12 protein-coding genes are annotated in these 12985 nt (G+C 73.9%); 8 read left to right on the top strand and 4 right to left on the bottom strand.

Annotated elements, in window-relative coordinates; genetic code table 11:
• Window positions 1–43 precede the first annotated feature (43 nt).
• Entirely contained in the window at window positions 44–1009 is a 966-nt protein-coding gene (locus ACQPYX_RS25055; RefSeq protein WP_433799980.1) for a LacI family DNA-binding transcriptional regulator, read from the bottom strand.
• Window positions 1010–1107: 98 nt separating this feature from the next.
• Here ACQPYX_RS25055 and ACQPYX_RS25060 point away from each other — a divergent pair, with 98 nt between their 5' ends.
• The 8 genes from ACQPYX_RS25060 (at window position 1108) to ACQPYX_RS25095 (ending at window position 9791) form a co-directional block, all read left to right on the top strand.
• Window positions 1108–2259, top strand: coding sequence for a phytanoyl-CoA dioxygenase family protein (locus ACQPYX_RS25060; protein ID WP_433799981.1), 1152 nt, complete (start codon window positions 1108–1110; stop codon window positions 2257–2259).
• Complete coding sequence (locus ACQPYX_RS25065) at window positions 2256–3017, top strand: SDR family oxidoreductase (protein WP_433799982.1); 762 nt, start codon at window positions 2256–2258, stop codon at window positions 3015–3017. The genes ACQPYX_RS25060 and ACQPYX_RS25065 overlap by 4 nt, the downstream gene beginning before the upstream one ends.
• A 14-nt stretch (window positions 3018–3031) precedes the next feature.
• On the top strand, window positions 3032–4027 hold the full coding sequence (locus tag ACQPYX_RS25070) for a Gfo/Idh/MocA family protein (RefSeq protein ID WP_433799983.1): 996 nt from the start codon (window positions 3032–3034) through the stop codon (window positions 4025–4027).
• Window positions 4024–4884, top strand: a complete 861-nt coding sequence (locus ACQPYX_RS25075; RefSeq protein WP_433799985.1) for a sugar phosphate isomerase/epimerase family protein — start codon at window positions 4024–4026, stop codon at window positions 4882–4884. The genes ACQPYX_RS25070 and ACQPYX_RS25075 overlap by 4 nt, the downstream gene beginning before the upstream one ends.
• A complete protein-coding gene (locus tag ACQPYX_RS25080) occupies window positions 4881–5657 on the top strand; it encodes a TIM barrel protein (RefSeq protein ID WP_433799986.1) in 777 nt (258 codons plus the stop codon). Before ACQPYX_RS25075 ends, ACQPYX_RS25080 begins: the two co-directional genes overlap by 4 nt.
• Window positions 5658–5835: 178 nt before the next feature.
• A complete protein-coding gene (locus ACQPYX_RS25085; protein WP_433799987.1) occupies window positions 5836–8049 on the top strand; it encodes a cytochrome P450 in 2214 nt (737 codons plus the stop codon).
• 88 nt (window positions 8050–8137) lie between these two features.
• Window positions 8138–9133, top strand: a complete 996-nt coding sequence (locus ACQPYX_RS25090) for a LacI family DNA-binding transcriptional regulator (RefSeq protein ID WP_433799988.1) — start codon at window positions 8138–8140, stop codon at window positions 9131–9133.
• A gap of 58 nt (window positions 9134–9191) precedes the next feature.
• A complete protein-coding gene (locus ACQPYX_RS25095; protein WP_433799990.1) occupies window positions 9192–9791 on the top strand; it encodes a DJ-1/PfpI family protein in 600 nt (199 codons plus the stop codon).
• Window positions 9792–9941: 150 nt separating this feature from the next.
• Here the strand turns inward: ACQPYX_RS25095 and ACQPYX_RS25100 are convergent, their stop codons facing one another.
• Genes ACQPYX_RS25100 through ACQPYX_RS25110 form a run of 3 tightly spaced genes read right to left on the bottom strand, consistent with a single transcriptional unit; the run spans window position 9942 to window position 12978 of the window.
• Window positions 9942–11084, bottom strand: a complete 1143-nt coding sequence (locus ACQPYX_RS25100; protein WP_433799991.1) for a Gfo/Idh/MocA family protein — start codon at window positions 11082–11084, stop codon at window positions 9942–9944.
• Window positions 11081–11965, bottom strand: coding sequence for a sugar phosphate isomerase/epimerase family protein (locus tag ACQPYX_RS25105; protein ID WP_433799992.1), 885 nt, complete (start codon window positions 11963–11965; stop codon window positions 11081–11083). The genes ACQPYX_RS25100 and ACQPYX_RS25105 overlap by 4 nt, the downstream gene beginning before the upstream one ends.
• On the bottom strand, window positions 11962–12978 hold the full coding sequence (locus ACQPYX_RS25110; RefSeq protein WP_433799993.1) for a Gfo/Idh/MocA family protein: 1017 nt from the start codon (window positions 12976–12978) through the stop codon (window positions 11962–11964). The genes ACQPYX_RS25105 and ACQPYX_RS25110 overlap by 4 nt, the downstream gene beginning before the upstream one ends.
• Between the last annotated feature and the right edge of the window lie 7 nt (window positions 12979–12985).

A 12985-nucleotide genomic window follows, 5' to 3' on the forward strand; every position in this document is an offset into this window, starting at 1 on the left:
GCGAGAGTGCCGCTCGTTCATGTGGGGGCCTCCGCCGTGCCGATCAGGGCGGCCCCGTCGTCCCCCGCACGACGAGCCGCGGCGCGAGCACGACCTCGCGGCGCTCGGCCCGTCCCCCGTCCAGCCGCTCCGCGACCAGGTCCAGGGCGTTCGCGACGAGGGCCGGCACGTCCTGGCTGACGGTGGTCAGGTCGACGTGGGCGAGGCGGGCCAGCGGGCTGTCGTCGAACCCGGCCACCGAGACGTCGTCGGGCACCCGCACCCCGGCGCGCACGAGCGCGTCGAGCAGGCCGACGGCCGCGCGGTCGTTGAACACCGTCACCGCGGTCGCCCCGCCGAGCCCGGACACGGCCGCCGCGCCCTCGGCCTCCCCGTGCCCGCCGCGCAGCACGCGGGGCGCCAGGCCGGCCGCGGTCATCGCGGCGACGTAGCCGCGGCGGCGGTCGGCGGCGATCTCGCCCGCCCCGCCGTCCACGTGGACCACGTCGCGGTGCCCGAGCGCGAGGAGGTGCTCGGTCGCCTCGCGGGTCCCGCGCTCGTCGTCCACGCGCACGCTGTCGACGCCGCCCGCCCGGCCGCTGACCGCCACGACCGGGACCTGCCCGTCGAGCGCGACCAGCCGCTCCGCCGGCCCCGACGTCCCGAGCAGGAGCAACGCCTCGCACCGGGAGTCGATCAGGGTCTCCACCGCCCGCTCCTCGTCCCGGGCCGGGCTGCGGGCGCCGATCAGCAGGTCGAACCCGCGCCGTGCGGACGCGTCGAGCAGCTCCTCGACGACCTCGGCGTGGAACGTCGAGCGCACGTCGGTGACGACGCCGAGCATCCCCGAGCGCCGCCGCGCCAGCAGGCTCGCCGCCCGGTCGGGCCGGTACCCGAGCTGCTCGGCCGCCGCGAGGACCCGGTCGCGCGTGGCCTCGCTCGGTCCGGGGGCGCCGCGCAGCACGAGTGACACCGACGCGGTCGAGCAGCCGGCGGCGGAGGCGACGTCGGAGAGGCGGGGCCGTCCCACGGAACCTCCTCATCTTTGTCTTGACATGAAATCCGGTGAGCGCGGACACTCGTCAAGCACCTTAAAGCGCTTTAAGGCCCTCCGGAAGGAGCCCGACGATGACGTCGATCGCCGCCCCGATGTGGCTCGACCCGGCCGAGGCCCGCATCGAGGACCTGCACGCGCACGTCGAGCGCGGCACCGATCCGGCGGCCCACCCGCGCGCCGCGGCGATCCGCTCCGGGGTCCCGGTGTACGAGGCGACCGCTCTGCTCACGGACGAGCGGCGCGGGGTCCAGGCCGAGCTCGCCGCGACCCTCCTGGACGGCCCGGGCATCGTCGTGATCGCGGGGGCGTTCGAGCGGCCGGTCCTCGACGCGGCCACCGCCGAGTTCCGCGCGATGATCGCCGAGCAGCGCGCCTCCGGCGCCGTCGCGGGCGACCACTTCGCGAAGCCCGGCGCCAACGACCGCATCTGGAACGCCGCCGAGAAGCTCGCCCTGCGCGCCCCCGAGGTGTTCGCCGCCTACTACGCGAACCCCGCGCTCGCGCTGGTCTGCGAGGCCTGGCTCGGCCCGGGCTACCAGGTGACGTCGCAGGTCAACCAGGTCAACCCCGGCGGCGCTGCGCAGAGCCCGCACCGCGACTACCACCTGGGTTTCATGGACGCGGCCGGCGCGGCCCGCTACCCCGCCCACGTCCACCGCCTCTCCCCCGCGCTCACGCTGCAGGGCGCGGTGGCGCACGGCGACATGCCCGTCGAGTCCGGCCCGACGATGTACCTGCCGCACTCCCAGACCTATCCGCACGGCTACCTCGTCGCCGACCGCGAGGACTTCGGCGCGTACTTCGCGGAGCACCACGTCCAGCTGCCCCTCGCGGCCGGCGATGCGGTCTTCTTCAACCCCGCCCTCATCCACGGCGCGGGCCACAACCGCACCGCCGACGTCCACCGGCTCGCCAACCTGCTCCAGGTCTCGTCCGCCTTCGGCCGCGCGATGGAGAGCTGCGACCGGGCCTCGATGGCGCGGGCGGTCTTCCCCGCGCTGTTCTCCCTTCCCGACGACGGGCGGCTCGAGAACGCGGTCGCGGCCACCGCCGAGGGCTACGCGTTCCCGACCGACCTGGACGCCGACCCGCCGGTCGACGGCCTGGCCCCGCCCTCCCCCGCGGACGTGCTGCTGCGCGCGGTGCGGGAACGGTGGTCCGCGGCCCGCCTCGACGAGGTCCTCGCGGGGCAGACCGCGCGGCGCCGCGGTGTGGTCACGTGAGCGGGCTGCTCGCCGACCGCGTGGTGCTCGTCAGCGGCGGCACCTCCGGCGTCGGTGCGGCCGTTGCCCGGACCGCCCGGCGGGAAGGGGCGACGGTGGCCGTCGCAGCGCGTCGTCGGGAACACGGGGAGAAGGCCGCGGCCGACCTCGGAGCGCTGTTCGTGCCGTGCGACGTCGCCGACGTCGAGGCCTGCCGCGAGGCGGTGGCCACGGTCGTGGCCGAGTTCGGGTGGGTCGACGGGCTGGTCAACGCGGCGGGTCTCGTCGACCGCGGGTCGTTGCTCGACACCACACCGGAACTGTTCGACGCGCACATTGCCGTCAACCTGCGCGGGCCGTTCTTCCTCATGCAGGCCGTCGTGGCGGACATGGTCCGTCGCGGCGAGCCCGGCGCGATCGTCAACATCGGCTCGGAGTCGGCCCGCGGCGGTGCACCGGACCTCGGCCCGTACTCCGCCGCGAAGGGCGGTCTCGCGACCCTCACCCGCAACGCTGCGTACGCGCACCGGTTCGACCGGATCCGGATCAACCAGCTCGACATCGGCTGGACCGACACCGAGGGCGAGGACGTCGTGCAGCGGCGGCACGGCGCGGGCGAGGACTGGCGCTCGCGCGCCGGCGCCGACCTGCCCGCCGGCCGACTCGCCGCCCCCGAGGACGCCGCCGAGATGGTCGTCCTCCTGCTCTCCGACCGGTCCGGTGTGGTCACCGGCTCGGTCCTCGACTGGGACCAGCAGGTCTCCGGCGCCCACGACTGAAAGGCAGTGCTGCAGTGAAGATCGGACTCATCGGCCTCGGGCGCATCGGGGCCTTCCACGCGCAGACCCTGCGCGGCATCGTCGACGAGCTCGTCGTCACCGACGCCCGGCCCGACGTGACCGCGGCCGTCGCGGCCGAGGTGGACGCCACCGCGGTCGACTCCCCGGAGGACGTGTTCGCCGCCGGCGTCGACGGCGTCGTCATCGCCGCCGCGACCCCGGCCCACCCGGAGCTGCTGCTCGCGGCCGTCGACGCCGGGCTGCCGGCGTTCTGCGAGAAGCCGCTGGCCGGCCGGATCGACGACGCCCTCGACGTCGCGGCGAAGCTGGTCGGCCGCGACGAGAAGGTGCAGATCGGCTACCCGCGCCGGTTCGACGCGGGCTACACGACCGCGCGGGCGGCGGTCGCCTCGGGCGAGCTCGGCCGCGTGCACACCGTCCGCGCCACGACGCTCGACCCGGCGCCGCCGCCCATGGACTACATCCGCATCTCGGGCGGGATCTTCCGCGACTGCTCGGTGCACGACTTCGACGCCATCCGGTGGGTCACCGGCCGGGAGGTGGTCGAGGTGTTCGCCACCGGCGACACGGCGGGCGACCCGGTGTTCGCCGAGGTCGGCGACGTCTCGACGGCGGCCGCGGTGCTGACCCTCGACGACGGCTCGCACGCGCTGGTGTCGAACACCCGCTACAACCCGCGCGGCTACGACGTGCGCATGGAGCTGCACGGCGACCGCGACTCGATCGCCGTCGGGCTCGACGACGGGCTGCCGCTGCGCTCGGCCGAGCCGGGCGTGACGTTCCCGGCGGACACGCCGCACGCCTTCTTCATGGACCGGCTCGCGCCCGCCTTCCGCGCGGAGCTGACCGCGTTCACCGAGCTCGTGGCGGGGACGCGGCCGACGCCGTGCTCCGTCGCCGACGCCATGGCCGCCGGCTGGATCGCCGAGGCCGCCACCCTGTCCCTGCACGAGCACCGTCCGGTGCGGATCGACGAGGTCACCCGATGAAGATTGCCGGTGCGCCCATCTCCTGGGGCGTCTGCGAGGTCCCCGGCTGGGGCTACCAGCTCGAGCCGAAGCGCGTGCTCTCCGAGATGCGCGAGGTCGGCCTGTCGGCCACCGAGTTCGGCCCCGACGGATTCCTGCCCGACGACGCCGCGGCGAAGGCGGCGACGCTCGCCGAGTACGACCTGCACGCGGTCGGAGGCTTCACCCCGACGCTGCTGCACGTGCCGGACCACGACCCGGTGCCCGGCGTCGAGGCGCTGCTCGCGAGCTACGACGCGGCCCACGCCGGAACGCTCGTCCTCTCCGCCGACTCCGGCGGCGCGGGCTACGACTCGCGGCCCGAGCTCGACGCGGCGGGCTGGTCGCTGCTGCTCGGCAACCTCGACCGGATCGCCGCCGTCGCGGCGGCGCGGGGCGTCGAGGCGGTGCTGCACCCGCACGTCGGGACGATGGTGGAGAACACCGACGACGTGCAGCGGGTACTCGCGGGCTCGTCGATCGGGCTGTGCCTGGACACCGGGCACCTGCTGATCGGCGGCACCGACCCGGCCGACATCACCCGGCAGGCCCCGGAGCGCGTGGCGCACACCCACCTCAAGGACGTCGACCTCTCACTCGCCCGCCAGGTGCAGGACGGGCGGCTGACCTACACCGAGGCCGTCGGTCGCGGGATGTACCGGCCGCTCGGGTCGGGGGACGTGAACCTGACGGCGGTGCTCTCCGACCTCGCGGCGCGCGGCTACGACGGCTGGTACGTCCTGGAGCAGGACACGATCCTGCACGACGAGCCGTCCGGCGTCGGACCGGTCGCGGACGTGGCGGCGTCGGTCGAACACCTGCGGTCGGTGCTCTCGTGAGCTTCTCCCTCGCCGCGTGCGCGGAGATGTTGTATCTCGACCTGCCGTTCGCCGACCGGGTCCGCCGGCTGCACGAGCGCGGGTTCGAGGTCGAGATCTGGAACTGGGCGACGAAGGACGTCGACGACCTGACGGGCACCGGCGCGCGCTTCTCCTCGATGACCGGCTACCTCACCGGCTCGCTCACCGACCCCGACGGGATCGCCGAGCTCCTGTCCTCGGCCCGACGCTCGCTCGAGGTCGCCGCGAAGCTCGACTGCCCCCGGCTGAACCTGCACGGCACCGGGCTCGACCCGCAGGGCCTGCCGGTGGTGCCGGTGGAGGTGGTGACACCGCGGATGTGGCTGACGGCGGCCGACACGCTGCGCCGGGTCGCGGAGCTCGGCGCCGAGGCCGGGCGGGTGTTCACGCTGGAGAACCTCAACCTCGACGTGGACCACCCGGGGGTGCCGTTCGCCCGGGCCGCGGACACCCTGGAACTGGTGCGGGCGGTGGACTCACCGAACGTGCGGATGAACCTCGACCTCTACCACGCCCAGATCGGCGAGGGGAACCTCATCGCCCTGCTCGACGAGGCGCTGCCGTTCGTGGGCGAGATCCAGGTGGCCGACGTCCCGGGTCGCTGCGAGCCCGGGACCGGCGAGATCCACTACCCGGCCATCGCCCGGGCCCTGGTGGAACGGGGCTACACGGGGGTGGTCGGCCTCGAGGGGTGGGCCAGCGGTGACCCCGATGCGGCGCTGGACGCGTTCGAAGGTGCCTTCGGCCTGTGAGTACTCATCCGTGCCCCAGCACGGATGAGTACTCACAGGCGCGAAGCGCACCGAGGCCCGCCGACCACATGGTCGGCGGGCCTCTCGCTTTGTGCGGACAAAGCTCTTGTGATCACCGTTTAGAGCGCTCTAAGCTCGTCGCGAGAGCCACCCATTCCCTCGTCCCCGGAGGACCCCGATGGCCGCACCCACCGCCGTCGAGTACGACCCGTTCGACCCGACCTTCTACACCGCCGACCCCTTCGGGACGTACCGGTGGATGCGGGACGAGGCGCCGGTCTACTGGTCGGAGCGCTGGCAGTGGTTCGCCCTCACACGGTTCGACGACGTGCGCGCGGCGATCACCGACGCGGACACCTTCCGCAGCTTCGAGGGCATGGACATCGACGACTCGCGGCTCGAGCAGGTGCCGCCGGGCTCGATCGGCAGCATGGACAACCCGCGGCACGACCAGGTGCGTCAGGTCGTGCAGCCCTACTTCGTGCCCCGGCGGATCGCGACCATGGAGTCGGGCATCCGCACGGTGGTCCGCGAGCTGGTCGCGAACCTGCGCGGCCGGGACCGGTTCGACCTCGCCGACGAGCTCGCCTGGCCGATGCCCTTCGACGTGTTCTTCCACCTCATGGGCTTCCCGGGCCGCGCCGACGCCACGGCCGAGCAGCTCGCCCGCCGCGACCAGCTCGAGCGCTGGACCCACGAGCTCAAGGAGCGCATCCCCGGCACGCCGCACCTCGGGCCGAAGGCCAAGGCCGCGACGGCCGGAGTCCAGCAGTACTTCATCGACGTGCTGAACGAGCGCCGCCGCGAGCACCGCGACGACCTGCTCACGAAGATGGTCACGGCCGACGTCGACGGCACCCCGTTCGTCCCCGACGAGATCACGCCGGTCTCCGAGGTCAGCGGCCTCATGACGATCCTGTTCCTCGGCGGCGTCGAGTCCACCGCGGGACTCACCGGCACGCTGTTCAAGCTGCTCGCCGAGAACCCCGACCAGCGCGCGCTGCTGCAGGCCGACCCGTCGCTCATCCCCGCCGCGGTCGAGGAGGCGATGCGCTGGGCGACCCCGCTGCAGCTCACCGCCCGCACCACCTCGCGCGAGGTCACCCTGCACGGCGTCACGATGCCGAAGGGCGCGCGCGTCGTGCTCATCCCGGGCGCCGCCAACCGCGACGAACGCCGCTACCCCGACCCCGACCGCTTCGACATCACCCGCCCGCCCGGTCGCCACGTCGGCTTCGGCGAGGGGGTCCACGGCTGCCTCGGTGCGCCGATGGCGCGGCTCGAGGCCCGGATCGCGCTCGAGGAGGCGCTGCCGCTGCTCGGCGACTACGAGCTCGACGGCGAGCCGACCTTCTACCCGAGCTCGCCGAACATGTACGTCTGGAAGCACCTGCCGATCCGGACACCGGGTCCGACGGCTCCGCCCGCCCCGACCCGGCGCCAGGACGTCGCCTCGGAACTGGAGGCGGTCGTCGTCGGGAAGGAGTCCGTCTCCGAGGGCGTCGTCACGCTCTCGCTCGGACGTCCCGACGGCGGGTCGTTCCCGGCCTGGGCGCCGGGCGCGCACACCGACCTGCTGCTCGATGGCATCGCGCCGCGGCAGTACTCGCTGTGCGGGTCGCCGGAGGACACCACGACGTGGCGGCTGGGCATCCTGCGCGAGGCCGACGGACGCGGGACGTCGCGGCACGTGCACGACACGCTCGACGTCGGCGACCGGGTCCGCGTCCGCGGGCCGCGCAACAACTTCCCGCTGGCCTGCTCGCGGCGGTTCCTGTTCATCGCGGGCGGCATCGGGATCACCGCGCTGCTGCCGATGATCGCCGCCGCGCACGCGTCCGGCGCGGACTGGCACCTCGTGTACGGCGGTCGGCAGCGCGCGTCGATGGCCTTCCTCGACGAGCTGGCGCGCTACGGGGACCGGGTCACGGTCGCGCCGCAGGACGAGGTCGGGCTGCTCGACCTGGACACGCTGCTCGGGACGCCCCGCGAGGACACGCTGGTCTACTGCTGCGGGCCGGAGCCGCTGCTGGCGGCAGTCGAGGACCGGTGCGCGGGCTGGCCGGAGGGCGCGCTGCACGTCGAGCGGTTCAGCCCGCAGCCGATCGGCGAGCCGCTGCGGACGGAGGCGTTCACCGTCGAGCTGGCGCGGACCGGCGTCACGCTGGAGGTGCCGCCGGAGCGCTCGGTGCTCGAGGTCGTCGAGGAGGCCGGCGCGACCGTCGTCTCGTCGTGCGCCGAGGGCACCTGCGGGACGTGCGAGACGCGGGTGCTCGACGGCGTGCCCGACCACCGCGACTCGGTGCTCGACGCGGCGGAGCGCTCGCGCAACGACTGCATGATGATCTGCGTGTCCCGCTCGTGCACCGCGTCGCTGCGGCTGGACCTCTGATGATCGGCGAGCACCTGCGGTGGTCGTGGGCGCTGTGCGGCCGCCCGGAGTGCTCGGTGATCACAGAGGCGGGTCTAGCGTCGTGCCGATGACGCGCCGGGTGCGGCTGGAGGACGTCGCCGCCGAGGTCGGGTTGTCGCGGGCCTCGGTGTCGATGGTGATGCGGGGTGCGCCGGGCCCGTCGGCCGAGACGGTCGAGCGGGTCCTCGCGGCCGCCGACAAGCTCGGCTACCGGCCCGACCGCGCCGCGGCCGCCCTGGCGTCGCGCCGCAGCCGGATGATCGGCGTGGTGCTGGAGGTCCGCTCGACGTTCCACGCGGAGCTGGCCGAGGAGATGCTCGCGGCGGCCGACCGGATCGGCTACGACCTGCTGCTCGGCCCACGCACCCCGCACCGCGACGAGGCGCGGGCCGTGGAGTCGCTGCTCGACTCGCGCTGCGAGGCGCTGGTGCTCATCGGGACGGAGGCGCCGGTCGAACGGCTCGTGGCCCTGGACCGGCAGGTCCCCCTGGTCACGGTCGGGCGTCGGATGCCCGGGGCCGCCGTCGATGTGGTGCGGCTCGACGACGAGCTCGGCGTCGGCGAGCTGGTCCGGCACCTCGTCGGGCTCGGCCACCGGCGGATCAGCTATGTCCGAGGGCATGACGCCGTCATCGCGGCCGATCGCGAGGCCGGCTACCTCGCCGCGATGGCCGACGCCGGATTCCAGCCGCACGTGATCGCGGGTGGGAAGGACGCCGAGGACGGAGCGGCAAGCGCGCGGACCCTGCTCGCGGGTGACCTGCCCACGGCCGTCCTGCTGTTCAACGACCAGGCCGCGATCGGCTTCATGTCCGAGCTCACCCGCGCCGGCGTCGACGTGCCCGGGCAGGTGTCCGTGGCCGGGTTCGACGACTCGCCGCTCGCACGCATGGGTCCCGTGGGCCTCACGACCGTCCGCCAGGACGTCCCCGGGCTCACCCGACACACGCTGGAGCTCGTCGGCGAACGGCTCGACGGCGGCCGGACGGTGCGCCGGGACGTGGTGATCCCGCCGGAGGTCGTGGTGCGGTCCTCCACGGCGTCACCCCTGGCAGGAATCTGACGGTTCTCGTCGTTCCTGCCACTCGTTCCCGACGACGCGTCCGGCCAGGCTGGGTGCCATGCGGATCGAGATCGTGGTGTTCGACGGCTTCGACGACCTGGACGCGCTGGGGCCGCACGAGGTGTTCTCGCACGCCTCGCACCGGCTCGACGGATGGTCGTCGACGCTGGTCGGAGTGGATGCACCGGGCACGGTGACCAGTGCGAACGGCATGGTGCTGACGGTGTCCGAGGTCCTCGGGGAGCCCGACCTCGTCGTCGTGCCGGGCGGCGGGTGGTTCGTGCCCGGTCGCGGCGCGCGGGCCCAGGCCGACCGGGGCGTACTCCCGCAGCGGGTGAAGGAGCTGGCCGACCGGGGCACGCTCGTCGCCTCCGTGTGCACGGGCGCGATGATCCTGGCGACGGCGGGGCTGACGACCGGCCGACCCGCCGTCACACATCCGAGCGCGATGGACGCGCTGGAGGAGTCGGGGGCGATCGTGCGGCGGGACGCGCGGGTGGTCGACGACGGTGCGCTGGTGACCGGGGGCGGCGTGACCAGCGGGATCGACCTGGCGTTCCACCTGATCGCCCGCGAGGCCGACCCGGAGACCGCCCGGGCCGTCGCGGCGCACATGGTCTACCCGCTGCAGATCGAGCTGCCGGTTGCGGCGCGCTGAACCGAGTCCTTGATCGAGTGCGGCACTGTGCGCCAGCTGTGGTGCACAGTGCCGCACTCGCGCCGGGCCGGCCGGCACCGGCCGTCGTGAGGGGAGGATCCGAGCCCTCCACCAACATGAGGGTTCCCCTCACGCGGTGGTGGACGCGGCTCAGGCCAGGTCGACCCAGCCCCGCTTGTCCATCGACTGCGCCACCGCGTCGAGCACGCGGGCCGCGGCCAGGGCGTCGTCGATCGTCGCGCCGGGAGCGACCTCTCCCCCGGCGACACCGCGCAGGAACGCGTGGGCCTCGGACACCTTGAGGTCGTCCAGCGACGTCGGATTCCCGGCGCCGGGCTGGAACAGCGCGAAGTCGCCGTCGCCGGGGGCGGCCGCGACCACCGACGACGCCTGGTCGACGTAGCCGTCGCCGGCGGACACCAGCAGCTCGCCGGGGCGGCGGAAGTCGAACGACACGAGGCCCTGCGTCCCGTGGATCTCGAAGCCGTAGTCGTTCTGGTCGCCGACGGCGACCCGGCTGGCCTCGAGCTGCACGATCACGTCGTCGGTGGTGCGCCCGAGCACGGAGACGTAGTCGAGGTTCTCGACGTCGCCGTACACGTCTCCGCCCCGCGAGTACTGGCTCGCCCCGGCCGCGACGACCGGGCGACGCGGGATGAAGCGCTCCCCGTCGGCGACCACGGTGCGCGGCTCGCCCACCAGGAACCGGATCAGGTCGACGCCGTGCACGGCGAGGTCGTTCAGCACCCCGGACCCGCCCTGCGCCCGCGTGAACCGCCAGCTCAACCCGCCGTCGGGATGGGCCGCGAAGTCGGTCAGCAGCCGGAAGCGCGCGTGCGTGAGCCGCCCGATCGCCCCCTCGGCGAGCAGCCGCCGCGCCCGCGCGATCGCCGGCACCATCCGGTAGTTGAAGCCGATCGTCGAGGTGACACCGGCGGCGTGCACGGCCTGCGCCACGGCGGCCGTGTCGGCCGAGGTGAGCCCGACCGGCTTCTCGATCCACAGGTGCTTGCCAGCCTCGGCGACCGCCACGCCGATCTCGCGGTGCAGCCCGTTCGGCGCGGCGACGCTGACCGCCTCGACCGCCGGGTCGTCGATCACCGACCGCCAGTCGGTGGTCGCCCGCTCGAAGCCGTAGCGCACGACGAAGTCCTCCGCCGACGCGGCGACCGCGTCCGCCACGGCCACCAGCCGCGGCCGGTCCGCGAGCGCCACGTGGTGCGGCAGCCGCGCGTACGCCCGGGCGTGGAGGTGGCCCATCCACCCCGCTCCGACGAGTCCGATCCCGGTCACGGCGTCTCCCACTCCACGGTTCCGAAGTGCTTCCCGACGAGGGCCGCGATCGTCTCCCGGTCACGCGTCACCACGTCGAGCGCGCGCTCCTCCCACCCGAACACGCAGTGGGTGAGGGTGCCGTCGAAGCCCGCCGTCGCGAGCGCGGCGAACACCTCGTCGAAGTCGACCTCGCCCGCACCCATCGGGGCGTGCTGGTGCACCCGCACCGTCGACCCGGGCGGGTTGACGATGTAGCGCAGGCCGCCGGAGGCGGTGTGGTCGAGCGTGTCCGCGAGGTGCACGTTGGTCACCCGGGCGCCGGCGTGCGCGATGATCCCGGCGGCGTCGTTCCCCTGGTGGAACGTGTGCGGCGTGCAGTAAAGGAACGTGATCCAGTCCCGGTCCAGCCCGGCGATCATGTCGACGGCGGCGTGGCCGTCCTCGATGAAGTCGTCGGGATGCGGCTCGAGCACGAGCCTGATGCCCTCGCGCTCGAAGTCCGGGGCCAGCTCGTCGAACGAGCGCAGGAACATCGACTCCGCGTGCTCCGCCGCCTCGGGCCGGCCGTTGAACTCGGTGTTGATCGTGTCGACGCCGAGGTCGACGGTGATCCGGATGGCCCGCCGCCAGGCGCGCACCGCGGCCCGGCGGGCCTCCTCCGACGGTCCCGACCAGCGCAGCACCGGGAGCACCGACGAGATCCCCACGCCCGCGTCCGCCGCCCGGCGGCGCAGGGTCGCGACCGTCGCGGAGTCGACCCGCGGGTGCGCGAAGAACGGGATGAAGTCCTCCTTGGGCGAGAGCTCCATCCACTGGTAGCCGGCGCGGGCGACCGCGTCGGGCAGGTCGACCACCGGCGTCGTCCGGTGGAACATCTGCGCGTCGAGGGCGAGCTTCATCGCGCGTCCATCCCGGTCTCGACCCGGACGCCCTTCACGACGGCGGCCACCCCGGCCTCGCAGATGGCCGCGGCCGCGTAGCCGTCCCAGCTCCCGGGGCCGTCGACGGCGTCGCCGCCGGAGGCGATCCCGGCGCGGGCGGCGTCGGCCCAGCGCTGCATCTGGTCGTCGTAGGCCTGGCCGAACCGCTCGACGAAGCCCGGGGTGATCGTCCCGCCCCAGGTGCCGCCCGGGCGCTTCACGACGACGTTCTGGTCCAGTCCGATCGTCGCCGAACCGCGCTCGCCGACGAGCTCGGTGCGCACCTCGTAGGCGATCCCGGTGCGGACGAAGATCTCGATGGTGACGAGCGCGCCGGACTCGGCCTCGAACAGCACGAGCATCGGGTCGTTCGTGCCGGCGGGCGCGGAGGACGTCGGACGCCCCTTGACCACGGAGACCGCGGTGATCTCCTCGCCGAGCAGGAAGCGGGCGGTGTCGGCCTCGTGGACCACCGAGTCGCGGATCATGAACTGCGAGTCGAAGAAGTCCGGCACGTCGGGGTTGCGGTGCGTGCAGTGCAGCATGAGCGGGGCGCCGAACTCACCGGCGGAGATCATGCGCTGCAGCTGCGCGTACTCGTGGTCGAAGCGGCGCATGAAGCCGACCTGGATGAGGCGGCGACCCAGCTCGGACTCGCGGCGGTACACCTCGAGCGAGGTGGCCGCCTCGACGGTGAGCGGCTTCTCGCAGAGCACGGGCTTGCCGACCTCGAGGCAGGCGAGGACCTGCTCCTGGTGGGCGGCGCCGGGGCTCGCGAGGACGACGGCGTCGACGTCGTCGGCGCGGATCGCCTCGAGCGGGTCGGCCACGACGCGGGCGCCGACCGGGTCGCCGACGCGGTGGGCCTGCTCGTCGACGAAGTCGCTGACGACGGTGACCCGGGCCCCGCGCGTGCGGCGCGACAGGCTGTCGACGTGGAAGGCGCCCATCTTGCCGACGCCGAGGACGGCGACGCGGAGTTCGTCGGTCATGGTCGCT

It is taken from the genome of Actinomycetospora sp. CA-084318 (assembly GCF_050955885.1).
Classification (GTDB): Bacteria; Actinomycetota; Actinomycetes; order Mycobacteriales; family Pseudonocardiaceae; genus Actinomycetospora.